Origin of the sequence: Streptomyces monticola (genome assembly GCF_042665355.1) — a bacterium.
GTDB classification, from domain to species: Bacteria; Actinomycetota; Actinomycetes; order Streptomycetales; family Streptomycetaceae; genus Streptomyces; species Streptomyces monticola.
This window is the reverse complement of record NZ_JBHTCF010000008.1, coordinates 157,085-180,467: the sequence shown is the minus strand read 5'-3', so window position 1 is coordinate 180,467 and position 23,383 is coordinate 157,085. Positions and strand designations below refer to the sequence as shown.

The 23,383-nt window shown below is 70.1% G+C and carries 20 protein-coding genes; 7 read left to right on the top strand and 13 right to left on the bottom strand.

The window, feature by feature from the left end; translation table 11 throughout:
• Positions 1-90: 90 nt before the first annotated feature.
• Both ACFQVC_RS20425 and ACFQVC_RS20420 read right to left on the bottom strand, forming a co-directional pair.
• Entirely contained in the window at positions 91-1,038 is a 948-nt protein-coding gene (locus ACFQVC_RS20425) for a hypothetical protein (RefSeq protein ID WP_381831986.1), read from the bottom strand.
• A 5-nt stretch (positions 1,039-1,043) separates the two neighbouring features.
• A complete protein-coding gene (locus tag ACFQVC_RS20420) occupies positions 1,044-1,697 on the bottom strand; it encodes a papain-like cysteine protease family protein (protein ID WP_381831984.1) in 654 nt (217 codons plus the stop codon).
• Positions 1,698-2,014: 317 nt separating this feature from the next.
• On the opposite strand from ACFQVC_RS20420, the gene ACFQVC_RS20415 reads away from it, so the two are divergent.
• A complete protein-coding gene (locus tag ACFQVC_RS20415; protein WP_381831983.1) occupies positions 2,015-2,950 on the top strand; it encodes a hypothetical protein in 936 nt (311 codons plus the stop codon).
• Positions 2,951-2,982: 32 nt separating this feature from the next.
• On the opposite strand, the gene ACFQVC_RS20410 is transcribed toward ACFQVC_RS20415, so the two are convergent.
• The 3 genes from ACFQVC_RS20410 to uvrA form a co-directional block, all read right to left on the bottom strand.
• On the bottom strand, positions 2,983-3,414 hold the full coding sequence (locus ACFQVC_RS20410; protein WP_381831981.1) for a Rieske (2Fe-2S) protein: 432 nt from the start codon (positions 3,412-3,414) through the stop codon (positions 2,983-2,985).
• A gap of 212 nt (positions 3,415-3,626) precedes the next feature.
• Positions 3,627-5,378, bottom strand: a complete 1,752-nt coding sequence (locus tag ACFQVC_RS20405; protein WP_381831979.1) for an alpha/beta hydrolase — start codon at positions 5,376-5,378, stop codon at positions 3,627-3,629.
• A 119-nt stretch (positions 5,379-5,497) separates the two neighbouring features.
• Positions 5,498-8,545, bottom strand: coding sequence for an excinuclease ABC subunit UvrA (gene uvrA, locus ACFQVC_RS20400; protein ID WP_381831977.1), 3,048 nt, complete (start codon positions 8,543-8,545; stop codon positions 5,498-5,500).
• Between the two features lie 231 nt (positions 8,546-8,776).
• Here uvrA and ACFQVC_RS20395 point away from each other — a divergent pair, with 231 nt between their 5' ends.
• From ACFQVC_RS20395 to ACFQVC_RS20385, 3 genes are all read left to right on the top strand, one after another.
• Positions 8,777-9,463 (top strand): maleylpyruvate isomerase family mycothiol-dependent enzyme, encoded by a 687-nt coding sequence (locus tag ACFQVC_RS20395; RefSeq protein WP_381831976.1) that lies wholly within the window; start codon positions 8,777-8,779, stop codon positions 9,461-9,463.
• Between the two features lie 9 nt (positions 9,464-9,472).
• Positions 9,473-10,129 (top strand): MBL fold metallo-hydrolase, encoded by a 657-nt coding sequence (locus tag ACFQVC_RS20390; RefSeq protein WP_381831974.1) that lies wholly within the window; start codon positions 9,473-9,475, stop codon positions 10,127-10,129.
• 274 nt (positions 10,130-10,403) lie between these two features.
• Complete coding sequence (locus tag ACFQVC_RS20385; RefSeq protein ID WP_381831972.1) at positions 10,404-10,862, top strand: hypothetical protein; 459 nt, start codon at positions 10,404-10,406, stop codon at positions 10,860-10,862.
• A gap of 20 nt (positions 10,863-10,882) precedes the next feature.
• Here the strand turns inward: ACFQVC_RS20385 and ACFQVC_RS20380 are convergent, their stop codons facing one another.
• The 6 genes from ACFQVC_RS20380 to ACFQVC_RS20355 form a co-directional block, all read right to left on the bottom strand.
• Entirely contained in the window at positions 10,883-11,803 is a 921-nt protein-coding gene (locus ACFQVC_RS20380) for a siderophore-interacting protein (RefSeq protein ID WP_381831970.1), read from the bottom strand.
• 112 nt (positions 11,804-11,915) lie between these two features.
• A complete protein-coding gene (locus tag ACFQVC_RS20375) occupies positions 11,916-13,001 on the bottom strand; it encodes a TerC family protein (RefSeq protein ID WP_417851985.1) in 1,086 nt (361 codons plus the stop codon).
• A 302-nt stretch (positions 13,002-13,303) separates the two neighbouring features.
• Entirely contained in the window at positions 13,304-15,340 is a 2,037-nt protein-coding gene (locus ACFQVC_RS20370) for a TerD family protein (RefSeq protein ID WP_381831968.1), read from the bottom strand.
• A gap of 92 nt (positions 15,341-15,432) precedes the next feature.
• Positions 15,433-16,011 (bottom strand): TerD family protein, encoded by a 579-nt coding sequence (locus tag ACFQVC_RS20365; protein ID WP_381831967.1) that lies wholly within the window; start codon positions 16,009-16,011, stop codon positions 15,433-15,435.
• 205 nt (positions 16,012-16,216) lie between these two features.
• Complete coding sequence (gene uvrB / locus ACFQVC_RS20360) at positions 16,217-18,370, bottom strand: excinuclease ABC subunit UvrB (RefSeq protein ID WP_381831966.1); 2,154 nt, start codon at positions 18,368-18,370, stop codon at positions 16,217-16,219.
• A 137-nt stretch (positions 18,371-18,507) separates the two neighbouring features.
• Positions 18,508-19,419, bottom strand: coding sequence for an MHYT domain-containing protein (locus ACFQVC_RS20355; protein ID WP_381831964.1), 912 nt, complete (start codon positions 19,417-19,419; stop codon positions 18,508-18,510).
• A gap of 267 nt (positions 19,420-19,686) precedes the next feature.
• On the opposite strand from ACFQVC_RS20355, the gene ACFQVC_RS20350 reads away from it, so the two are divergent.
• The 3 genes from ACFQVC_RS20350 (at position 19,687) to ACFQVC_RS20340 (ending at position 22,704) form a co-directional block, all read left to right on the top strand.
• Complete coding sequence (locus tag ACFQVC_RS20350; protein WP_381831962.1) at positions 19,687-20,601, top strand: glycerophosphodiester phosphodiesterase; 915 nt, start codon at positions 19,687-19,689, stop codon at positions 20,599-20,601.
• A 67-nt stretch (positions 20,602-20,668) separates the two neighbouring features.
• The gene (locus ACFQVC_RS20345; protein ID WP_381831960.1) at positions 20,669-21,238 is read left to right on the top strand and encodes a methylated-DNA--[protein]-cysteine S-methyltransferase; all 570 of its coding nucleotides are present in this window, start codon (positions 20,669-20,671) and stop codon (positions 21,236-21,238) included.
• 134 nt (positions 21,239-21,372) lie between these two features.
• Positions 21,373-22,704: an MFS transporter gene (locus ACFQVC_RS20340; RefSeq protein ID WP_381831958.1), complete on the top strand. Its 1,332-nt coding sequence runs from the start codon at positions 21,373-21,375 to the stop codon at positions 22,702-22,704.
• Between the two features lie 64 nt (positions 22,705-22,768).
• Here ACFQVC_RS20340 and ACFQVC_RS20335 read toward each other — a convergent pair whose 3' ends face one another.
• Together ACFQVC_RS20335 and ACFQVC_RS20330 are read right to left on the bottom strand one after the other, a co-directional pair.
• Positions 22,769-23,170 (bottom strand): cupin domain-containing protein, encoded by a 402-nt coding sequence (locus ACFQVC_RS20335; protein ID WP_381831956.1) that lies wholly within the window; start codon positions 23,168-23,170, stop codon positions 22,769-22,771.
• Positions 23,171-23,181: 11 nt separating this feature from the next.
• Positions 23,182-23,346 carry a hypothetical protein gene (locus tag ACFQVC_RS20330; protein ID WP_381831954.1) on the bottom strand — a complete coding sequence of 55 codons (165 nt, stop codon included), beginning with the start codon at positions 23,344-23,346 and terminating at the stop codon, positions 23,182-23,184.
• Positions 23,347-23,383: the final 37 nt, after the last annotated feature.

Here is a 23,383-nt window from a genome sequence, read left to right as displayed (position 1 = left end):
CTCACCCTACTGGCGGGGACCGACAGGCGGGGCGGGGCACCGCGATGCCGCCGCGGGGAGGCGGGCGGCATCGCGGGGCTCGAAGGGCCGTCAGCCGGCCGTGTTCCTGCGGCGTACGCGGACGGCCCGGGCGGCGCCGAGCGCGAGGGCACAGGCCGCGCCGAGACCGGCCGCCGCAGAGGCCACCGTCAGCGCCGGGTCGACGCCGGTGCCGCCCTGGGCGCGGGTGGCGACGGCCTGCGCGCGCGTGGCGGCGGCCGGAGCGTCGCCCTGCGCAGCGGGCGGAGCGTCGTCCCGGGCTTCGGGCGGCGGAGCGGCGGGCCGCGGCGCGTAGCCGCCCGCCTTGCCGGACTCGGCGTACGCGGAGCCGGGCAGCTTGTCGCCGTAGGCCCGCTCAACTCGCTTCTGGTAGGCGGACAGTGAGGTACCCGCGGAGCCGATGGCCTGGGCCGCGTCCTTGTCGATGGGGAGCACGCGCGCGTGGCGCTCGACGTACCAGGCGTCGATCTGCGGCTCGTGGAAGACCCTGCCGCCGGGCAGCTTGTCGGCGCCCACGCGCGCGTAGTGCGTCTCGTCGTCCCCGGTCGCGATATTGACCACCTGCCACTCACCGCCCTGTTTCACGGTCCACAGCGAGGCCTCCTGGCCGTCGGACGAGACCGCCTTGCTGGCGAGGAACTCCAGGCGTGCCACAGGGGCGCCCTTCTCGCCGGCGACGAACTCCGGCGACAGGTAGTACACGGGCACGGCGGCCCGGCCCTGGACGCGCGGGTCGGCGGCCGCCTTCGTGACGGCACCCTCGCGCGAGAAGAAGCGGGACAGGGTGTCCAGCGTGGCGGGCGCCCCGGCGGCCTCGTGCGCGGCGGCCCGGGCGGCGGTGCTCGGGGCGTCGTCCCCGGCGGGTGTGGCACTCGGTGCGGTGCTGTCCGGGGCGATGGTGTCCGGCGTGGCGGCGGCGTTCGGCGCGGCGAGGCCGAGCAGCAGGACGGCGGCGGAACCGGCGAGGACCGCTCGCGCGGGAGCGTGTCGGGTCATCATCGCGCTCACGCCCCGATCCGGTAGAGCGAGTGGGTCCAGGAGAAGGTGCTGTTGTTCACGTACCAGGAGTGCGAGGCCCAGTTGTAGCGGTCGCTCGAGGGCCAGGGGTCGCCCCAGTACACCCAGCTGCGGGCGTCGTCGTAGCCGTAGATCACATGCATGTGGCCACCGCCGTTGGACCACTGGATACGGGTCTCCACGGGCCGGTTGGCGTTCACTTCCGTCTGCACGGTCGAGTAGCGCAGCCAGCCGCTGACGTACGAGCCCTGGTTCACGCCCATCCATCGCAGGGCGGTCTGCACATTGCCCAAGGTGGCCTGGTTGTTGGGGCATTCGGTGCCCTGCTGGCGGTTGAAGGCGGCGTTGCAGAACTGGTTCTGCGAGTAGTTCTTGCCGAGGTAGGCGGCGATGGTGTTCCCGGCCGCCGCCCAGCACCAGTTGGACTTCTGCTGCGCCTGCATCGTGATGTTCAGACGCTTCGCGGCGACTACGGAGGAGGAGAGGGAGGAGGAGTCGGCCGAGGCCGGTTCCTCCTGGGCCGTGGGTACGGCGGGGTTCGTCATGGGTGCGGCGGAGTCCGCCTGGGCCGTGGGTGCGGCGAAGACCGCCGCTGTGGCGATCGCGGCCGCGGCGAGCAGCCGTCTCTTTCGGTTGCGCATCGCGTTCCTCCCGAAGGCGGGGGGTGTGGGGTGGAGGAGCGCGTCCGGACGCTGGGAGGAGCATCGGGTGTTGTCGAGTGCAGGTCAACACGCTTCAATGCGGGGTGGCGCGGACCGTGAACAGGGGTGTACGCAAGTGAACGCGGCAACGCGCCGACCAGGCCACAGCGCCCTTGAGCAGCCACCGGCGATGAGGCAGCCGTGAATGTTCACAGGAGCGCCGAGGTCCGGGACGCACGGCACGCGGCACGCAGTATGCGACACGCGGTACGCGGTATGCGGCACGAAGTGCAGGGGCACAGGGAGGGGCGGCGGGCATGCGGAGCATCCAGTACACCCAGGACGGCGCCGAGCTGGCGTCGGCACTGCGCAGCGGACCGTTCCATGTCGCTCTGCGCGCAGCCATCAGCGTACGCGGCCTTCCGCTGCACCGCGTCCAGCACCATCTCGCCAACCGCGGCGTCAAGGTCGGTGTGACCAGCCTGAGTTACTGGCAGCAGGGGGCGCGCAAGCCGCAGCGCCCCGAGTCGCTGCGAGCCGTGCGCGTGCTGGAGCAGGTGCTGCAGCTGCCGGAGGAGTCACTGCTTCGTCTCCTTGAGCGCGGCGGCCCGGAGACGGAACGGCCGCCGACCCGTTCGTACCGCTCCCTGCTCGATGTGTCCGGTGTCCTGGAGACGCTCTTGGGGGAACTGGAGTCACCCCTCGACGGCGGACTGCACACCGTCGGCCACCATGAGCGGGTCCGCATCGGCGCGGCGCGTGAACTGCTCGGCCGGGACTCCCAGCACATCGTGCGCGCACACCGTGACGGCGTGGACCGCTATGTGGCCATCTACCACGGCGACCCGGGCTGCGCGCCGGACCGGGTGACGGTGCGCGCCCTGGAGAACTGCCGTACGGGGCGGGTGCGTTGGCACCACGAGTCCGGGATGCTGATCACCGAACTGCTCTTCGACGCCCGTCTCCGCGCCGGCGACACCCATCTGTTCCGCTACGGCTTCGAGGACGGCACGGCGGGCCCGAGCAGCGAGTACGTCCGTGGCTTCAGCTTCACGGGCGGCCAGTACGCGCTGCAGGTGCGCTTCGACGCCGACGCGCTGCCGGTGCGCTGCCACCGCTTCGCCCAGCACTCGGCGACAGCGCCGCGCTCGGCCCGCCATGACCTCACCCTGAACGGCCAGCACCGCTCCGTACATCTGGTGGAGCCGCAGGTGCGGGGCGGGATTCTGGGGATCGGATGGGACTGGGAGTGAGGCCTGCTCCCTCGTGAGCCGGGAGCCGGACCTCAGGCGTCCGGGCCCGCGATCAGCTTGCCGTCCTTGGTCGTACGCACCGGCACCTTCGGCAGCGGCACCGTGGCCGGGCCCTTGAGTACCTCACCGGTGCGCACATCGAAACGGCTGCCGTGGCAGGGGCAGTTGCCCTCGTCCTTCTCGATCTTGTCGAGGACGCACCCGGCGTGTGTGCACTGGGCGCTGAACGCCTTGTACTCACCGTCGGCGGAGCGGCTGACGACCAGGCGCTCCTCGCGGTACAGCTTCACTCCGTCGGCCGGGACGGCCTCGGCGTCACCGAGGTCGACGGGCGCGGTGGGCGTGGGGGTCTTGGCGTGCCCCACCTTCGACTCGGTCGAGCAGGCCGCGACTCCGAGTCCCGCCGTTCCCGCGAGGGCGGCCCCTTTCAGGACGGTGCGACGGGCTGCGGCCTTGCCGGACATGGAGTCTCCACTGGTCAGAGGTGGTCAGAGGTGCTCAGGGGCGTCGGTGACGCACCCGACGATACCGGCACAGATCGCTGCGTCCGACGGTGGGACGGGTGGAACCGGTGGGACGGGTAGAACCGGTGGGGCCGGTAGGACTGGTGGGGCCGATAGGGCCGGTGAGGCCGGTGGGCGCCGTGCACATGACCGGTACAGCGCCGTCCGGAGCGTCAGTACGGCGTCTTGCGTCCCGCGATGAACTCCCGCAGCCGCTCGGTGTCCCGGTCCGTCCAGCCCTCGGGGGGCAGCACGGCGGCCCAGCCGTCCACCGAGCCGGCGCCGTAGCGGTGGCCGTGCGGTGCGTCGACCCCGTACGAGACCGCCATGTCCACCGTGGTCTGCCAGAAGCCCACGAACGGGAACCAGTTGATCTCCGGGGTGATGTCGGGGCCGAGCGGCTTGTTCAGCCACTGGGGGCGCTTGAACAGCAGGTCGGGCGACCACCAGACGATGGGATCCGAGGCGTTCTGCAGATACACCACGCGCGGGTGGCCCCACGCGGCGGGCGGCCGCTTCAGATCCTTCTCGGGGAACTGCGCGAACCGCACGTTCCGGCCGTCCTCGAACTGCGGCCGCCACACCGGGCTGCCCTCGTCGCGCCGGGCGCGGAGCTCTTCGGACACGGGCGAGAAGTTCGGTACGCCGAGGAGCAGCGCGCCGTCGGTGCCCCGCAGGAGTGCGTCGACGCTGCCGAAGGAGTCCTCGATCGCATAGCCGCCGAGGCTCTCACCGGTGACGGCCAGCTTGGGGCGGCGGTCGGCGGGCAGCGCGGCGAGTTCCTCGCGTACCGCCGAAACCAGCTCACGGGTGGCCTCCCCCGCCTTCTCCTTGTCGACCAGGAAGGAGACCCAGCTCGGCAGATACGAGTACTGGACGGCGACCATCGCGGTGTCACCGCCGTACATGTACTCCAGTGACTCGGCGACATTGGCGTCGATCCAGCCGGAACCTGTGGTTCCGGCGATGGCCAGAACCTTGCGGTCGAACGCCCCGGTCCGCTTCAACTCCCTTACGGCGAGCTGCGCCTGTGCCTTGAAGGGTTCGTCCTCGCTGAAGGCCTCGGGCGCGGACGAGCTGATGTAGACGCGCACGGGATCCTTGGCGGGCCGTCCGGTGTGGTCGGTGATCTTCTCGCTCGTCAGGGCGGAGCCCGTGAAGTTACGCCCCTGAAGGCCCAGGTCCTGCCAGCGGATCAGGGAGTCGGGGCCGCCCGACACAAAGCGGGAGGTGGGCTTGCCGATGCCTTCCTTGGTACCGAAGTTGGTGGCTTTCGCGATCCGGTCGGCCACGTCGATGACGCCCCGGTCGAAGACCACATCGCGCAGTCCGACGGTGACGATCATCGCGCTGAGCAGCAGTCCGATGCCGACGGCGACGGGGCGCGGAAGCAGCTTGTCGAGCCCGTGGATCAGCTTGCTCGAACCGAGCCTGATGGCGCGAGCGGCCAGGAGGATCAGCAGCCAGATCGCCACGGCGATGAGCGCGATCATCGGGGTGTGCCAGGTCAGGGAGGGCGGCAGCCCCTGCAGGGCACGCAGTTGCCGCTGCATGTGTGCGCTCTCCGAGATCAGCCAGACCGCCATGACGGGGCTGAGCACCCAGTACACCTGCCAGCAGCGCATACGGGTGCGCTCGCTCGGACGTCTGTGGACGACGGCGCGGAAGAGGGAGCTCAGCACCGAGCCGACGGCGTATCCGATCGCGGCGGTGATACCGCCGATGACGCCCTGCAGCAGCCAGGGCCTGGGCACGAGGGACGGTGTCAGCGACAGCCAGAAGAAGACGGTGGCGACACAGGTGGCGGTCAGATCCGGCCAGCGACGGACGAGAAAGCTCTCGTCGGGGCGGTCCTTGACGGGGTGCCGGGCGAAGGCCACGACCTTGCCTGCCGCGTTTTCGACATGCCGCCCCAGGTTGTACATGGGTCCACGCTAGGCCGGGCGGGGTGCGGGTGCGCGTGAAGCGGGACCGATCGACGGTCCCCCCGGGTCCCGGGGAGGGGTGGGCCCCCCGCCCCGGTCCCGGGAAGGGACACTCACGGTCAGGCCTTACGCGCCCGGGCCCCCTTCTTCGCAGGGGCCTTGGCCGTCTTCTTCGCGGCCGCGCCGGTCTTCGCCGAGGTCTTCGCCGAGGTCTTCGCCGAGACCGTCTTCTTCGCGGCGGCGGTACCCGTCTTCGCCGCCACTGTCTTCTTGGCCTGGGCCTTCGCCCTGCTCCGCGCCGCGGGCACACTCGCGTCGCTGATCCGGTCTGCCGCGATGATGTCGCGCAGGAACTTGCCGGTGTGGCTCGCCGGGATCCCGGCGACCTGCTCCGGTGTGCCCTCGGCGATGACGAGACCGCCGCCGCTGCCGCCCTCGGGGCCCATGTCGACGACCCAGTCGGCGGTCTTGATGACGTCGAGGTTGTGCTCGATGACGATGACGGTGTTGCCCTTGTCGACCAGGCCGGACAGGACGTTGATCAGCTTGCTGATGTCCTCGAAGTGCAGACCGGTGGTCGGCTCGTCCAGGACGTACACGGTGCGGCCTGTGGAGCGCTTCTGCAGCTCGCTGGCGAGCTTGACGCGCTGGGCCTCACCGCCGGAGAGCGTGGGCGCGGACTGGCCCAGTCTGACGTACCCCAGGCCGACTTCGTTGAGCGTCTTGAGGTGGCGCGCGATGGTGGGCACCGCCTCGAAGAAGTCGAGGGCCTGCTCGATGGGCATGTCCAGGACCTCGGCGATGGACTTGCCCTTGTAGTGCACTTCCAGGGTCTCGCGGTTGTAGCGCGCGCCGTGGCACACCTCGCACGGCACGTACACATCCGGCAGGAAGTTCATCTCGATCTTGATGGTGCCGTCGCCCGAGCAGTTCTCGCAGCGGCCGCCCTTCACGTTGAAGGAGAAGCGTCCGGGCATATAGCCGCGGACCTTCGCCTCGGTGGTCTCGGCGAAGAGCTTGCGGACGTGGTCGAAGACTCCGGTGTACGTCGCCGGGTTGGAGCGGGGCGTACGGCCGATGGGCGACTGGTCGACGTGCACGACCTTGTCGACCAGGTCGTCGCCGTCCACGCGCGTGTGCCGCCCCGGCACATTGCGGGCGCCGTTCAGCTCGCGCGCCAGGTGGGTGTACAGGATGTCGTTGACCAGCGTCGACTTACCGGATCCGGAGACTCCGGTGACGGCGGTGAGCACACCGAGGGGGAAGGCGACGTCGATGTCCTGGAGGTTGTTCTCCCGGGCGCCGTGCACGGTGAGGCGGCGGGCCGGGTCGGCGGGCCGCCGGATGTCGGGCACGGGGATGGACTTCTTGCCCGCGAGGTACTGCCCGGTCATCGACTCGGCGTTCTTCAGGAGCTCCTTCAAGGGGCCGCTGTGGACGACCTTGCCGCCGTGCTCACCGGCGCCGGGGCCGATGTCGACGACCCAGTCGGCGACCTTGATGGTGTCCTCGTCGTGCTCGACGACGATCAGGGTGTTGCCCATGTCGCGCAGGCGGACCAGCGTCTCGATGAGGCGGTGGTTGTCGCGCTGGTGCAGGCCGATGGAGGGCTCGTCCAGGACATAGAGCACGCCGACGAGACCGGAGCCGATCTGGGTGGCGAGCCGGATGCGCTGGGCCTCGCCGCCGGAGAGGGTGCCCGCGGCGCGGTTCAGGGAGAGATAGTCCAGGCCTACGTCGACCAGGAAGCGCAGCCGTTCGTTGACCTCCTTGAGGACTCGCTCGGCGATCTTCTTGTCGCGGGCGTTGAGCGTCAGCTCGGCCAGGAACTCCGCGCAGTCGGCGATGGACATGGCGGAGACCTCGGCGATGGACTTCCCCATCACGGTGACCGCGAGCACGATCGGCTTGAGGCGCGTGCCCTCACAGGTGGGGCAGGGCACTTCGCGCATATAGCCCTCGAAGCGCTCACGGCTGGCGTCGCTCTCGGCCTCGCTGTGCCGGCGCTTCACGAAGGGGACGGCGCCTTCGAAGGGCGTGGTGTAGACCCGCTCCCTTCCGTACCGGTTGCGGTAGCGGACCTCGATCTGGGTCTTGTGGCCATGCAGCAGGGCCTTCTTGGCGCGCTGCGGGAGCGCCGCCCAAGGAGTGTCGGTGCTGAAGCTCAGGGCGTCGGCGAGGGCGCCGGTGAGACGGCCGAAGTACTCCTTGGTGTGGCCGTGCGACCAGGGGTGGATGGCGCCTTCGTCGAGGGACTTGTCCTCGTCGGGCACGATCAGCTCGGGGTCGACCTCCATGCGCGTGCCGATGCCGGTGCAGTCGGGGCAGGCGCCGAAGGGCGAGTTGAACGAGAAGGAGCGGGGCTCGAGCTCTTCGAAGGAGAGGTCGTCGTACGTGCAGTAGAGGTGCTCCGAGTACATCCGCTCGCGCTCCGGGTCGCCCTCGGGGAGGTCGACGAAGTCGAGCACGACCATGCCGCCGGAGAGCCCGAGCGCGGTCTCCACGGAGTCGGTGAGGCGGCGCTTGGCGGAGTCCTTCACAGTGAGGCGGTCGACGACCACCTCGATGGTGTGCTTCTCCTGCTTCTTGAGCTTCGGCGGCTCGGAGAGCTGGATGGTCTGTCCGTCCACCCGCGCGCGGCTGTAGCCCTTGGTCTGCAGGTCCGAGAAGAGGTCGACGAACTCGCCCTTGCGCTCGCGCACCAGCGGCGAGAGGACCTGGAAACGGCTGCCCTCGGGGAGCTCCAGGACCTTGTCGACGATGGCCTGCGGGGACTGGCGCGCGATGGGGCGGCCGCACTCGGGACAGTGCGGCTTGCCGATGCGGGCGAACAGCAGGCGCAGATAGTCGTAGACCTCGGTGATGGTGCCGACTGTGGAGCGCGGGTTGCGCGAGGTGGACTTCTGGTCGATGGAGACGGCCGGAGAGAGGCCCTCGATGAAGTCGACGTCGGGCTTGTCCATCTGGCCGAGGAACTGCCGGGCGTACGAGGAGAGCGACTCCACGTACCGGCGCTGGCCCTCGGCGAAGATCGTGTCGAACGCGAGCGAGGACTTCCCCGAACCGGACAGACCGGTGAAGACGATGAGCGAGTCGCGCGGAAGGTCGAGCGAGACATTCTTGAGGTTGTGCTCGCGCGCGCCACGGACGATGAGACGGTCGGCCACGCCGGTCCGCACCTTTCACTAGAGAAGCGGGGGCGGGGCCCCCGTCCCACAAGACTATGGGGGGCCGCCACAGCGATGGACTGCATGGACTGCACTGATTGAAACTGCTCGGCACCGCTTCGAATTCCGACGGCCAAGGATGCCTCGACCGAGCCTATAGCACGCGCATTCGATTTAAGGGGGCGGTCCGGCACCTTCACCCGATTGAGTGGCAGGACTATCGTCGGGCCCATGAATGATCATGTGCGCGACCTGGTCTCAGTACGTGAAGCGACGGACCGACTGCTCACCGCAGCGGCCAAACTGGACAACGCGGCAACCGGCGAGGCGTCACGCCTGCCCGGCTGGAGCCGCGGCCATGTCCTCGCCCATCTCGCCCGCAACGCCGACGCCCTCGTCAACGTGCTCGCCGGGCGGCCGATGTACGTCAGCGCCGAGGCCCGCGACGGCGACATCGAGCGCGACGCGCCCCGCCCGCCGGCCGAGCAGCTTGCCGACGTACGCGAGAGCGCGGAGCGGTTCCAGGAGGCGGCCGCCGCGGTCACCGACTGGTCGCGCACCGTGGAGCTGCGCAACGGCGTCACGGACAGCGCCTCCCGGCTGCCCTTCCGCCGTCTCATCGAGGTCGAGCTGCATCACGTGGACCTCAATATCGGCTACGAGCTCGAAGACCTGCCGGCGGACTTCACCCGCCGCGAGATCTCCTTCCTCGCGGACCGGTTCGCCGGCCACGCGGCCGTCCCCCGGATCCTGATCACCTCGACGGACGGCGGGCAGTGGAGCACCGGCCGCACGGACGGCGAACCGGTCTCGGTCATCGGCCCCGCGCCCGCGCTTCTGGGCTGGCTCGCGGGCCGCCGCGAGGGCGGCGGCCTTGAATGCGACGGCGGGCTCCTGCCCGTACTGCCCGCTCTGTAGGGTGAATCCATGACGTACAGCGGAGTGGTGAAGGTCGGCGGACCCGCGGATGTCCATGAACTCGCGGACCTGATGATCTCCAAGGTCGCCGTCGGCCCCATGAACAACAACGCGTATCTGCTGCGCTGCCGGGCCACCGGCGAGCAGCTCCTCATCGACGCGGCCGCGGAGCCGGACACCTTGCTCAACCTCGTCGGTGAGAGCGGTCTCGCGTCCGTGGTCACCACGCACCAGCACGGGGACCACTGGGGTGCCCTGGCCGAGGTCGTGGACGCCACCGGCGCCCGCACTTATGCGGGGCGGTACGACGCGGAGGGCATCCCCGTGTCCACCGACGTCCTCGTCGAGGACGGGGACACGATCCAGGTGGGCCGCGTGGAGCTGACCGCCCGCCACCTCGTGGGCCACACCCCGGGCTCCATCGCCCTGGTCTACGACGACCCGCACGGCCACCCGCACGTCTTCACCGGTGACTGCCTGTTCCCCGGCGGCGTGGGCAACACCTGGGGCGACCCGAAGGCGTTCGCGAGCCTCGTCGACGACGTCGAGACGAAGATCTTCGGGCAGCTGCCGGACGAGACGTGGGTGTACCCGGGCCACGGCAACGACACCTCGGTCGGCACCGAGCGCCCGCACCTCGCGGAGTGGCGCGAGCGCGGCTGGTAGGGGCGGGCCGCGGCGGAGGCGCCGCGGCCACGCCAAGTCCTGGCTGCTCTTCCCGCACGCCAACGACCTTGCTGCACGCGCGCGTTGTGCCGCTGCTGCACGCGCGCCCGTAGCGCCATTGCTGCACGCGTGCGTTGTTGTGCCGATGCGGCACGCGCGCGTAGTGCCGCCTTCGGCGTTCCTGGGGGGGGCGTCCGCCTTCCGGTGACGGCCGCTGACCGCACTCCCGGAGTGGGGCGCCGCCCGGCGGTTTCGCGGGGACCGTGGCCGGTCGGTGCCTGGACAATGGGCGGGTGACTGTGGACTACCGCGTGCTCGGAACCACGCGGGCGCTGCGCCCGCGCTGTTCGTCGGCATTCTCGCCGGGCTACGCGGCTGGCTCGACTGCCGGGACGGCGAGTTCGAGCGGGCCGCCGGGCACGTCAAGGACGCGGTGCGACACCTTGAGACCTTCGCGCATCTGGTCGCACCGTGGCTCGTCGTCGACCAGTTCCTCACCGCCGCCCGGGCCAAGGCGCGGCTCGGTGCGTGCGCGGACGGGGCGCGGCTCCTCGGCGCGTACGACCGGCACGCGGTGAGCGGGAGTTTCGGCTTCCGCCCGTTCCCTGACCCCGCGGAGCTGCGGGCGGTCACGGAGGCCGAGCTGCGCGCGGCTCTCGGCACGGCGGAGTACGAGCGTGCGTACGCGCAGGGCGGCGGCCTGCCGGTGCGGGAGGCCGCCGCCCTGGTGTGAACGGGGTGAGGGCCCCGGACTCAGGCCTCGCGTCCCAGGAGTTCCTGTGCGTCGGCGAGGTCCTCGGCGGTGGGGGCGTCGTCCCGGGTGAGCCGACGGCGCCAGTAACCGGCGAAGTCGATGGCCGACTTGTCGATACCGCGCTCGTCCACCAGGTGCCGGCGCAGCCCGCGCACCGCCCCTGACTCCCCCGCCAGCCAGGCGTACACCGATCCGGCGGGGAACTCGGCGGCGCGTACGGCGTCGAGCAGGAGACTGCCGTGTCCCGCCGGACCGGCGGCACGGTGCAGCCAGTGCACGGTCACGTCGCCCTCCGTCGTGAACGCCTGCTCCTCGTCCGCGTCGGCGATCTCGACGTACGCCGTCGCGCGTGCGCCTTCGGGCAGGGCTTCGATGATCGTGCCGAGGGCCGGGAGCGCCGACTCGTCTCCGGCCAGCAGCGTCCAGTCGGTGGTGCCGAGCGGAACCGGCTTGGTGAAGTAGGCCGAGGGGCCGAACATGCCGAGTACATCGCCGGGTTGAGCTGCGGCGGCCCAGCGGGTGGCCGGGCCGTCCGCACTCGCGGCGTCCTGCGCGCTGTCGCCGTGCAGCACGAAGTCGATGTCGACGGCGGCTTCCTGAGGATGGTGGGCGCGCACGGTGTAGCTGCGCATCCAGGGGCGTTCGGCTTCGGGCAGGGCGGTGTACGCCTCGTACCAGCGGATCAGATCGCCGTGAGCGCCGTCGGTGTCGCCGGTGCCGTCGCCCCCGCGCTCAGGGAGGCGGGGCCGGGCCTGGCCCGGCTTGGGGAAGTAGAGCTTGACCTGCTGATCGGGCCCGGCGATGCGGAAGTCGGCGAGGTCGGCGCCGCCGAAGGTGATCCGGGCCATGCGCGGGGTGATCCGCCGGACCCCGGTGACCTCGATGAAACGGATGGGCAGCTGCTGGGCTTCGTACGTCATGGCGCCGACGCTCCCAGGCGCCGTCGACAGGACGTCGACAGCCCGCCTACACCCCCTGTGTGCGGGTGCGGGCGGGCTGCCGGTTGTTCGGTGGCCGGGCAGGCCGGGGCCGTCAGGCCTCTATGTCGTTCTTGCTGCGCTGTGCGGCGCTGCTCTCGGCAGTCTTGCCCGTCCCGTCGGGCGAGCCGCTCTCGCTGCCCTTGCCGGTCTCCCCGGCGTCGTCCCCGCCGGTCGCACCGGCCGCGGCCGCCGCCTCGTTCTGCTTCTTGGAGGCGATCAGGCTGGTGATCGTCGTGATGATCAGCACCGCGCAGATGACACCCAGAGAGAACGGAATGGAGATCTCCGGGACGTGCACGCCGCTCTCGTGCAAGGCGTGCAGCACCAGCTTCACACCGATGAAGCCGAGGATGACCGACAGGCCGTAGCTCAGGTGGACCAGCTTCTTGAGCAGGCCGCCGATGAGGAAGTACAGCTGCCGCAGGCCCATCAGAGCGAAGGCGTTGGCGGTGAAGACGATGTACGGGTCCTGGGTCAGGCCGAAGATCGCGGGGATGGAGTCCAGGGCGAAGAGGATGTCGGTGGTGCCGATCGCCAGCATGACGACCAGCATCGGCGTCATGACCTTCTTGCCGTTCTGCTCGATCCACAGCTTGGTGCCGTGGTAGCGGTCGGCCACGCCGAAGCGCTTCTCGGCCGCCTTGAGCAGCTTGTTCTCCTCCCAGTCCTCGTCGTCCTCCTCGGCCCTGGCCTCCTGGATCAGCTTCCAGGCGGTCCAGATCAGGAAGGCACCGAAGATGTAGAAGATCCACGAGAAGCTCGCGATGATCGCGGCGCCGGCGGCGATGAAGATCGTGCGCAGTACGAGGGCGATCACCACGCCGACGAGCAGCACCCGCTGCTGGTACTGCGTGGGCACCGCGAACTTGGCCATGATCAGAACGAAGACGAAGAGGTTGTCGACGCTCAACGACTTCTCTGTGATGTAGCCCGCGAAGAACTCACCGGCGGGCTGGCCGCCGCCCCAGAGCAACAGCCCGAGGCCGAACAAGGCCGCCAGAACGATCCAGACGATCGTCCAGATCCCGGCTTCCTTGATGGATACGTCATGGGGCTTGCGCCCGATGAAGAAGTCGACTGCGATCAGGGCGGTCAGGCCCACGATCGTCAAGACCCACAGGGTCAGGGAAACATCCACTGCGCCTCCGGCAGTACGTAACGGCACAATTCCAGCGTCGTCGCTGCCGGAGGTCTCTTCCACCCGAGGCGCACGTGAACGGCGCTTAGCGGGCCGACGCCCCGGGACCTGGCCAGGTCCGTATTGACGGGAACGCCGCAGTCAGGAGTACTCCCCTCCGCGTAAAGAACAGTACTTGAAACACCAAGGAAAGGTAAAGGGTGAGGTAAAGCACATACCAAAAGCCCAGGTCAAGAGGCTTTTGCTCAGGAGACTTCAGCAAAAGGTCCTTCCCCGCCCGTGAGGCGGGCCCTCCGGGGAGGTCAGCGGCCCCAGGCCCTGCGGGCGTCCGCGACCTGCCCGAGCACCTGCTGCAGCACCTCGCTGCCGGGCGGCGTGAGCGCCGGTTCATAGGTCCACGCGTGGCCCACCCACGGATCGGCGAGGTGGTCGTCCGGGACCGGGGTGAGCCGAAGCAGCGCGCGCCACAGCGGGTCGAGGACCGGGCCGAACTCCGCGGCGTCCTCACGGTCGGCGACCATCATCAGGTGGACGCCGACGGACGGCCCCTCGTCCGCGATATAGCGCAGCTGGGTCACCGCGCGGTCGTCGAAACCGTGCGGGAAGTCACTGACGATCAGCAGCTGCTCGGCGGTGTCCAGATCGGGCGGCAGCGAATCGGCCGCTCCCGCGCGCACCGCCATCTGCACCAGATCGACCCGCTGGGTCAGCTTCGCCAGCGTCTCGGAGACCGCGGCGGCGCCTGCGGCGGGCGGCCCGGCGAGCACGCCGGCCTCCTTGAGCGGCGCCAGGGACGGTGCGGCGGCACCCGCGGGGTCGATGACATGCACGGCGAAATCGCCCGGCGGGTATACGGCGAGGAGCCGGGCGGCGTGTGCCACCGCGGTGTCCATCGCGAGGCGGCGCATCTCGTCGCTGTCGGCGAGTGACGCGGTCGCAGAGGACGCCGTGCGCCCGCTGTCGATCCACAGACCGCGCTCGAGCGGCAGCCTGACCAGCAGCGGGATCCGCAGATCGGTCCGCTCGGGCAGATGCAGATCGCCGAGGCGCAGGGCCATGGGGATCTCCATCGGGACGCGGTAGGCGTGCCAGACCGGGTTGTCCCAGGCGGCGAAGGACGGCGGCAGCGCGGGCTCGACCACATCCGACTCGGCGGCGAGCTGGGCCAGATCACGCTCAAGGGCCGCCCTGGCCTGCTCGACCAGCTTGGTGTGCTTGGTGCGGGCCTCTTCGCGGGCGGCGTCGCCCTGGCCGCCGATACGGCTGCGCGGATCGGACAGAACCTTGTCGAGCTCCTGCTCCATACGGGACTCGGCGAAGTCGACTGCGCTGCGGTACGCCGCCGCGGTGCGGGCCAGGTCCTCGAACATCCCCCACACCTGGTTGTAGAGCCGCTCCTCCATGGACCAGCCGGTCGCGTCGCCCGCGATGGGCTGCGCGGGCTGACCCGGCTGTGCGGCTTGGGCGGGCTGCTGCGGCGGCACGGGCGGGGCGGTCGTCGCGGGGGCGGGAGGCGGGGTGGGGCGACGGGCGGGGTGGGTGTAGTCGACGGGGCCGCCGGTGGCCGGGGCGGGGTGCGGTACGCCGCCGGGGTGCTCGGGGTGGGGGTGCCCTGGCTGGGGGTGCTCGGGACGGGGGTGCGCGGTCTGCTCGGGCCGGCTCTGCGGGGCGGTGCCGGGCGGCGGATTCTGGCCGTCCGCCGGGTGGCCGGGGCCGGTGGCGTTCGCGGTGCGGCGGACGCGGTCGCCCTCCGCTGTGCGGGGCGGCGGTGCGGCCACGGAACGCGCCATGCCGCCGGCCACGGCGTCGAGGATCTCGGTGGCGATCTCCTGGGCGCCGGGCAGGCCCTGGTCGGTGAGCATCTCCGCGAGGCCGCCCGCGTAGCCCTGGCCCACCGCGCGTACCTTCCAGAGGTCCTGCCTGCGGTAGAGCTCGAGTGCGACGACGGCGGACTCGGCGTCGAGGTCGGTGATCGTGTAGCTGGCGACCTCGGAGCCGTCCAGGCCGGTGACCGCGACGAAGGGCGCGGCCAGGGCGCCGAACCTGACCGGGCCGCCGACGCCGACGGGCAGCGCGAGCAGCACATTGACCCGCTCGACGCCCTCCGGCAGGGCGCCGAGGTCCACAGCGAGGCGATGGTCGGCGGCGGCCTGCTTGGAGACCTCGAGGCCGGGCAGCTGGTGCGAGCCGGGGTGGGCCACCCAGTCGGTGCCGCGCACCTTGCCCTGCTCGTCGCTGAGCGTCGCTCCCGCCACGATCGGCTTGCCGGCCGACACCCTGATCTCGAGCCGGGTCTGCGGCAGAACGTGGTTCTGCCCCCTGACCAGTTCGGCCGTCATCGCCTTCGTCCCCCTCGTCACTTCTTTTCAGGTGTGGCCGGCGCTCACAGAACGACTGACAAGACCGGCGTCCCGCAGCGGCGGCTCGCGGCTTACAGGTGCGGCAGGACCGAGGGCATCAGGTCCTGGAACGTACGGCCGTTGGCCGGGGTGCCCAGGGCCGTCATCGACCAGCCGGCGCCCACGCGGTGCACCTTGGCCATGATCTGGGCGGTGTACTGGCCGCCGCCGTCGAGGGTGTAGCGGGCCATCTCCTGGCCGTTGGTCTCGTCGACGATGCGGCAGAACGCGTTCTGCACTTCCTGGAAGGTCTGGCCGGTGAAGGAGTTCACCGTGAAGACGATCTGGTCGATGTGGACCGGTACGCGCTGCAGGTCGACGAGGATCGCCTCGTCGTCGCCGCCCTGGCCGACGCCGCCGACCAGATTGTCACCGGTGTGCCGGACCGAGCCGTCGTCGCTGACCAGGTGGCGGAAGAACACCACGTCCACCGGCTGCTTGTCGGCGAAGAGCACCGCCGAGGCGTCGAGGTCGATCTCCTTGGTCCGGGAACCGAAGAGGCCGCGGCGCTGTGCCGCCTGCCAGCCGAGCCCCATGCGCACCGCGGTCAGGGTGCCCCCGTCGTTCTTCTGCAGGCTGATGGCCTGACCCTTGGTCATGTTGACCGTCACGCGCAGTCCCCTCTCGAGCAATCCCCACAACCGCCTGTGTTTGCGGTTGCCCAGCACCCTACGCAGTGGTCGTGACCCCACCGCACCCTGGTCCGCGATTTGTGGCGTTCTTGCAACACACTTCCGGGGTGCGCCCGCATCTGCGTCACGGGCGGGCGGCCGGGCCCTGGAACCGGCCGTCCGCACCGTGCTTCCGGCCCTTGTGTCAGGCCAGCCCCGCCTCCCTCATCTGCCGCAGTTCCTTCTTCATTTCGGAGACCTCGTCACGCAGCCTGGCGGCGATCTCGAACTGCAGGTCGGCGGCCGCGGCGCGCATGCGCTCCGTCATCTCCTCGATCTGCTCGGCCAGTTCGGCGGCGGGGCGGTCGGTGGGCGTCTGCTCGGCCTTGCCCTTGGCGGACTTGCCGCCCTTGGCCGCCGTGCCTGCGCCGGCCTTCGCCGAGCCGAGCGCGGGCACCGGAGCCTTGGCGCTCTTGCCGTCCTTGCTCTTGCGGTATCCGGAGCCGAGCAGCTCCTCCGTGTCGACCTCTTCGCGCGCGATGGTCGCCACGATGTCGTTGATCTTCTTGCGGAGCGGCTGCGGGTCGATACCCCGCTCCTTGTTGTACGCGATCTGCTTCTCCCGGCGCCTGTTGGTCTCGTCGATGGCTTTCTCCATCGCCGGGGTGATCTTGTCCGCGTACATATGGACCTGGCCGGAGACATTGCGCGCCGCGCGGCCGATGGTCTGGATCAGGGAGGTGCCCGAGCGCAGGAAGCCCTCCTTGTCGGCGTCGAGGATGGCGACCAGGGACACCTCGGGCAGGTCGAGTCCCTCGCGCAGGAGGTTGATGCCGACCAGGACGTCGTACTCACCGGCGCGCAGTTCGCGCAGGAGCTCGACGCGGCGCAGGGTGTCGACGTCGCTGTGCAAGTAGCGGACCTGGATGCCCAGTTCGAGGAAGTAGTCGGTCAGGTCCTCGGCCATCTTCTTGGTGAGGGTGGTGACGAGGACGCGCTCGTCCTTCTCCGCGCGGGTGCGGATTTCGTGCACCAGGTCGTCGATCTGTCCCTCGGTGGGCTTGACCACGACCTCCGGGTCGACCAGGCCGGTGGGGCGGATGATCTGCTCCACGTGCCCGTCGCCGCGGGAGAGTTCATACGCGCCCGGGGTCGCCGACAGATACACGGTCTGGCCGATGCGCTCCTGGAACTCCTCCCACCTGAGAGGGCGGTTGTCGAGAGCGGAGGGCAGCCGGAAACCGTGGTCGACGAGGGTGCGCTTACGGGAGGCGTCGCCTTCGTACATGGCGCCGATCTGCGGCACGGTGACATGCGACTCGTCGAGGACGAGCAGGAAGTCGTCCGGGAAGTAGTCGAGGAGGGTGTGCGGGGGCGTGCCGGGGTCGCGGTCGTCGAAATGCATCGAGTAGTTCTCGATGCCGGAGCAGGAGCCGATCTGGCGGAGCATCTCCAGGTCGTACGTGGTGCGCATGCGCAGGCGCTGGGCCTCCAGCATCTTGCCCTGCTTCTCCAGCTCGGCCAGGCGCTCGTCGAGCTCCTTCTCGATGCCGTTGATCGCCTTCTCCATGCGCTCCGGGCCCGCGACGTAGTGGGTGGCCGGGAAGACGTACAGCTGCTCGTCGTCGCTGATCACCTCGCCGGTGAGCGGGTGCAGGGTGGAGAGGGCCTCGATCTCGTCGCCGAACATCTCGATACGGACGGCGAGTTCCTCATATACCGGGAAGATCTCGATGGTGTCACCGCGGACGCGGAAGGTGCCGCGGGTGAACGCCAGGTCATTGCGCGTGTACTGGATGTCGACGAAGCGGCGCAGGAGCTGGTCGCGGTCGATCTCGTCGCCGACCTTGAGCTGCACCATGCGGTCGACGTACTCCTGCGGCGTACCGAGGCCGTAGATGCACGAGACGGAGGCGACCACCACGACGTCACGGCGGGTGAGCAGGGAATTGGTCGCGGAGTGGCGCAGGCGCTCCACTTCCTCGTTGATCGAGGAGTCTTTTTCGATGTAGGTGTCCGACTGCGGGACGTATGCCTCGGGCTGGTAGTAGTCGTAGTACGAGACGAAGTACTCGACCGCGTTGTTCGGCAGGAGCTCGCGGAATTCGTTCGCCAGCTGGGCCGCGAGGGTTTTGTTCGGCGCCATGACGAGGGTGGGGCGCTGCAGCTTCTCGATCATCCACGCGGTGGTGGCCGACTTGCCGGTGCCGGTCGCGCCGAGCAGGACGACATCCTTCTCACCTGCGCGGATACGCCGGTCGAGGTCGGCGATGGCGGTCGGCTGGTCGCCGCTTGGCTGGTACGGGCTGACGACCTCGAAAGGTGCCACCGTGCGTTCGATCTTGGATACGGGCCGCATGGAATCCACCGTACGACCCCCCACTGACAACCGGCTGCGGAATCCCCTGCCACGAGGCTCAGCGGCCTGGTCACCCGGCGCTCAGCGACCTGGCCGGAGGGCTCCGCGACCTGGCCGCCGAGGGCTCAGCGGCCTGGTCACCGGCCCTGGCGGGAGCGGGGGCCGCGCGGTGGTGCGGGGGCGGTGCCTCGGCGCTGCCGGGGCAGCCGGCCGCGGGAACTGACGCCTCGCGGTACCGGGGTGCCGACGTGCTGCCCCAGGGGGCTGCCGCTGACGGCGCCCGGGCGCGCGACGCGCTGCTCGCGCTGCCAGTCGGGCTTGCCCATCACCATCAGCGGGTCGAACATCACGACCACTCCGGCCAGGAGCAGGAAGGCGAGCGGGCCGATCATCATCGGCGCGAGCAGTTCCGCCGGTGAGTCACCGGGCGGCCTGCTGACCGCGCCGTGCAGATGCACCTTCATGGCGGACATGCCCATGTAGTGCATGCCGCTCACCGCGAGGCCCATGACAAGGCTCGCACCCAGGCTCCACAGGAATCCCCTGACCTGGACCGCCGCCCAGAGAGCGGCGGTCGCCGCGACCATGGCGATCACCACGGAGACGGAAACGGTGAACGTGTCGTACTTGAGCGTCCCGCGAAGACGCATTCCGGCCATTCCCAGATAGTGCATGGAGGCGACACCCAGGCCCGTGATGGTGCCTCCGGTGAACAGCGCCATGACGGTCGCGCCGCGGTAGCCGACGATGAAGATGCCGATGCCCACCATGACGATGGCGACGCCCAGGCTGGCGAAGGTGGTCGGGGCGTCGTAGCGGATCGGCGCCTCCTTCACCTTGAAGCCCATCATCGCGATGAAGTGCATCGTCCAGATGCCGGAGCCGATGGCGGCCGACCCCAGGGCGAGCCAGCCGGGCCGCCAGGAGTTGGCGACAAGCAGCGACCTGGTCGTGCAGCGCAGACCGAGCGCACCGCCGAGACAGGCCATGAGGTACGCGACCACGGGCGTGACAAGCCCGTAACTGAATCCGTCGATCGTCCCCTGCATGCGCGGTAGCCCTTCCGCCTTGAGATTCCAGCAATGCTCTCCGAGCCCCCGTGCAACCACCGCCGCAGTGGATGTGGTTGAGCAGAGATTAGAGCGCACCGAGGAACGTACGAGCGATTTTTCGGCAAAGAATCAGGCGTGATGGGCGTGTTCGGGCGGCTTCGGGGCAACTCCGTTCAACCCGTGGCCATCCTGCGCCTGTTTTCCGTTGGTCCACGGCTGTAACCCTCGAACCGGTCCGCGACCTCTCGACCTGAGGAGTTTCACGTGTACGCACGCCCTGCCGCAGCAACCACCGCAGCGCTCCTGGGAGTCGGCGCGCTCTTCCTCCCCGCCGCCACGGCCCAGGCGGCCGCACCCCAGAACGCCGCCTCACTCGCCCAGGCCACCACCGAGACCGACAGACCACTGGTGGTGGCGCACCGCGGCGCCTCGGCCTACGCGCCCGAGAACACTCTCGCGGCCATAGACAAGGCCCGCGACATGGGCTTCCGTTGGGTCGAGAACGACGTGCAGCGCACCAAGGACGGCGAGCTCGTCATCGTGCACGACGACAACCTGAAGCGGACGACGAACGTCGAGGAGGTCTTCCCCGACCGCGCGCCGTGGAAGGTGGCGGACTTCACCTCCGCGGAGATAGCCAAGCTGGACGCCGGCAGCTGGTTTGACGCGAAGTACGCCGGCGCGCGCGTGCCGACGCTCAAGCAGTACATGAACCGGGTGTCGCACAACCACCAGAAGCTCGTCCTGGAGATCAAGAAGCCGGAGCTCTACCCCGGCATAGAGCTGGACACCCTGCGCGTCCTGCGGCAGGAGGGCTGGCTGGACAAGAGCCACGTCAAGAGCAAGCTCGTCGTGCAGAGCTTCAGCGCCGACAGCGTGAAGGCCGTGCACGCCATGCGGCCCGACATAAAGATCGGCTTCCTGGGTACGCCCGCCGTCGCGGATCTGCCCAAGTACGCGGAGTTCGCGGACCAGGTCAACTCCAGCCACACGACGATCTCGGCCGACTACGTCAAGGCGATCCACGCGCTGAAGGGCGCGCACGGCAAGCCGCTCGAGATCTTCACCTGGACCGTGAACACCGCGGCCGCCGCCCAGCGCGTCGCCGGCTTCGGGGTGGACGGCATCATCACGAACACTCCCGATGTGGTGCGGGACGCGGTGGGCGACGACGACTGAGTCCGAGCTCACGCCCTCTTGGGCGAAGCCGGGCCGGTTGTCAGTGCCCGGCCGTACGGTGGTCTGCGTGAACACGAACCGTGATCCGCAGACCGCCGGCCGGCCCTTCGATGTCGAGTGGACCGTTGTCGGCAGCGACATCGGCCCGCTGCTCCTGGCCGCGACCGGCCAGGGCCTGGTCAAGGTCGCCTTCCACGCCGATGCGACGGTGCGCGACAAGGCCGTGGCGCGGCTCGCCGACCGCTTCGGCGGAGAGCCCGCCGAGGCGCCCGGATCCCCGCGCCTGGCCGAGCCGATACGCCAGCTCGCGGCCTACTTCGCGGGCGAACTGCACGAGTTCACGCTCGACCTGGACTGGACCCTGATCTCGGGCTTCAACCGCGCGGTGCTGCGCGAACTGGCCACGGGCGTGCCGTACGGCTCGGTGGTCGGCTACGGCGACCTGGCAAGCCGCGTCGGGCAGCCCGGCGCGGCCCAGGCCGTCGGCATGGCCATGGGGGCCAACCCGCTGCCGGTCGTCGTGCCCTGCCACCGCGTGGTCGAAAGCGACGGCGGGATCGGCGGATTCGGCGGCGGCCTGGAGACGAAGCGCCGGCTGCTGGCACTGGAGGGGGTGCTTCCGGAGCCGCTGTTCTGAGCGGATCCGGGGAACTTGGCCGGGATCCTGAAGTCGGGGCCGTGACGTCGGAGCCGTGAAATGACGTGTTCACGAGGGTGTGGCTGCTGGCACACTGCGCCGGTGACCTCATCCTCCGACAAGGCGCCCGCGCGGTGACCGCGACCGAACGCCCTCTCATATCCGTCGAGCCCGCACAGCTGCCCCGGCTCAGAAGGCGCACCTCGGCGGTGCTCATCGCCAGTCAGATCCTGGGCGGACTCGGGGTCGCCACGGGCATTGCCCTCGCCGCCGTCCTCGCACAGCAGGTGAGCGGCACCGAGGCACTGTCCGGTCTCGCGCCGACCGCGACGGTTGCCGGGACGGCCCTTCTGTCGATGCCGCTGGCCGCGCTGATGACGGCGCGCGGACGCCGGCCCGGACTCGTACTGGCGTATTTGATCGGCGCGTTGGGGGCCGGGGTCGTCGTCCTCGCCGCGGCGATCGGCAGCTTCCCGCTGCTCCTGGCCGGAATGGCCGCCTTCGGCGCCGCCTCGTCCGCGAATCTGCAGGCCCGGTTCGCCGCCGCCGATCTGGCCGAGCCGAAACACCGCGCCCGCGCGATCTCGAACGTCGTCTGGGCCACGACGATCGGCGCAGTCCTCGGGCCCAACATCGCGGCACCCGCGGGCCGTAGCGTCTCAGGGCTCGGCATCCCCGAGGCCGCCGGACCGTTCCTGTGGGCCGCCGGTGTCTTCGTGATCTCGGCCGCCCTGGTCTCGGTGCTGCTGCGGCCCGACCCGCTGCTGACCGCGCGTGCGCTCGCTCCGGCCGCCGATCAGTCCCCCGAAGGGCGCTCGCTGCGTGCCGGTCTCGCCGCGGTGGCGGCGTCGCCGCGCGCCCGGCTCGCACTCGCCACGGTGGCCGTCTCGCACACCGCGATGGTCTCGATCATGTCGATGACGCCGGTCGACCTCGGCCACCACGGAGCGAGCATCGATCTGATCGGTCTGGTCATCAGCGGCCACATCGCGGGCATGTACGCCTTCTCGCCGGTGATGGGCCGACTGTCCGACCGGCTCGGCAGGCTCTCCGTCATCGGCCTGTCCGTCGGGCTTCTGGGCTTGGCCGCGCTGCTGGCGGGTACGGCGGGTCCGCACCACGCGCAGACGGCCGCGGGGCTCTTCGTCCTCGGCCTCGGCTGGTCGGCGGGGCTCGTCTCCGGGTCCGCGCTGCTCACGGACTCCATACCGGGCCCGGCCCGGGCCGCGGCGCAGGGCCTGTCGGACCTGACGATGAACACCGCGGCCGGGATCGGCGGCATCGCGGCGGGCCTTGTGGTCGCGCAGGCCGGCTATGGCTGGCTGAACCTGTTCGCCGCCCTTCTGCTCCTGCCGCTCGCCGCACTCGCACTGTTCTCGATGAGCCGCGGCAGTGATGGCGGGGTGCCCGCGAAGAACGACGAGAGCGACGAAGGCGAGGGAGGCGGCGCGTCCGGCACTGCCTGAGGCCGTGCGCCGGTGAGCCGGGCAGTCGGCCGGGAGCCAGGGGCGGCGGAACGCAACCGGCTCTCTAGAGGCTGATGTGGTACGCCTTGCGCAGGGTCTCGTGGACGGTCCAGGTCGTGCGGTCGCCCTCGCGCAGCACCGCCGCGTCGCCCGGCCCCACCTCCAGGACGTCGCCGCCCTCCACCGCGACCGTGGCGCGGCCGCTGACGACCACGAAGAGTTCGTTCGCCTCGGTGTCGGTCACCACGCCGGGCGTGATCTGCCAGATGCCGCGCACCTGCCGGCCGTCCGCCGACTCCCACAGGACCTTGCCCGTCACCACCGGGTCGCCCGAGACGATCTGGTCCGGGTCGAGCGGCTCCGGCTCGAGTTCGGCGTCCGGGATGTGCACGACGAAGGAGGCGGGGGCAGTCGGGGCGGCGGCGTCAGGAGCGGGAGCAGAGGCGGCGGCATGATCAGTTGTCATGGCCGGTCACTCTAGGCCGCACGGCCCGTCCTCCCGACGGCGGCTCCGAACTCCGCCTTCGCCACTGCGTCGAGGGCGGCGCCCTGGCGGGTGGCGCTCCTCCCCCAGTCCTCGTAGATCAGGTGGTAGTCGGCGGCGAGTTCGTCGTAGAAGGACCGCGTGGTGGGCTCGCGCATGGGTCCACGCCAGCGCTCCGCGGCAAGTCCGGTACGG

What these genes read in the sequence shown, in the direction of transcription:
- ACFQVC_RS20335 (WP_381831956.1), bottom strand. Translation starts at nt 23,170, where the DNA reads ATGACAACTGATCATGCCGCCGCCTCTGCTCCCGCTCCTGACGCCGCC.
- ACFQVC_RS20330 (WP_381831954.1), bottom strand. Translation starts at nt 23,346, where the DNA reads ATGCGCGAGCCCACCACGCGGTCCTTCTACGACGAACTCGCCGCCGAC.
- uvrB (WP_381831966.1), bottom strand. Translation starts at nt 18,370, where the DNA reads ATGCGGCCCGTATCCAAGATCGAACGCACGGTGGCACCTTTCGAGGTC.
- ACFQVC_RS20355 (WP_381831964.1), bottom strand. Translation starts at nt 19,419, where the DNA reads ATGCAGGGGACGATCGACGGATTCAGTTACGGGCTTGTCACGCCCGTG.
- ACFQVC_RS20380 (WP_381831970.1), bottom strand. Translation starts at nt 11,803, where the DNA reads ATGACGTACGAAGCCCAGCAGCTGCCCATCCGTTTCATCGAGGTCACC.
- ACFQVC_RS20420 (WP_381831984.1), bottom strand. Translation starts at nt 1,697, where the DNA reads ATGCGCAACCGAAAGAGACGGCTGCTCGCCGCGGCCGCGATCGCCACA.
- ACFQVC_RS20425 (WP_381831986.1), bottom strand. Translation starts at nt 1,038, where the DNA reads ATGATGACCCGACACGCTCCCGCGCGAGCGGTCCTCGCCGGTTCCGCC.
- ACFQVC_RS20390 (WP_381831974.1), top strand. Translation starts at nt 9,473, where the DNA reads ATGACGTACAGCGGAGTGGTGAAGGTCGGCGGACCCGCGGATGTCCAT.
- ACFQVC_RS20410 (WP_381831981.1), bottom strand. Translation starts at nt 3,414, where the DNA reads ATGTCCGGCAAGGCCGCAGCCCGTCGCACCGTCCTGAAAGGGGCCGCC.
- ACFQVC_RS20415 (WP_381831983.1), top strand. Translation starts at nt 2,015, where the DNA reads ATGCGGAGCATCCAGTACACCCAGGACGGCGCCGAGCTGGCGTCGGCA.
- ACFQVC_RS20370 (WP_381831968.1), bottom strand. Translation starts at nt 15,340, where the DNA reads ATGACGGCCGAACTGGTCAGGGGGCAGAACCACGTTCTGCCGCAGACC.
- ACFQVC_RS20405 (WP_381831979.1), bottom strand. Translation starts at nt 5,378, where the DNA reads ATGTACAACCTGGGGCGGCATGTCGAAAACGCGGCAGGCAAGGTCGTG.
- ACFQVC_RS20395 (WP_381831976.1), top strand. Translation starts at nt 8,777, where the DNA reads ATGAATGATCATGTGCGCGACCTGGTCTCAGTACGTGAAGCGACGGAC.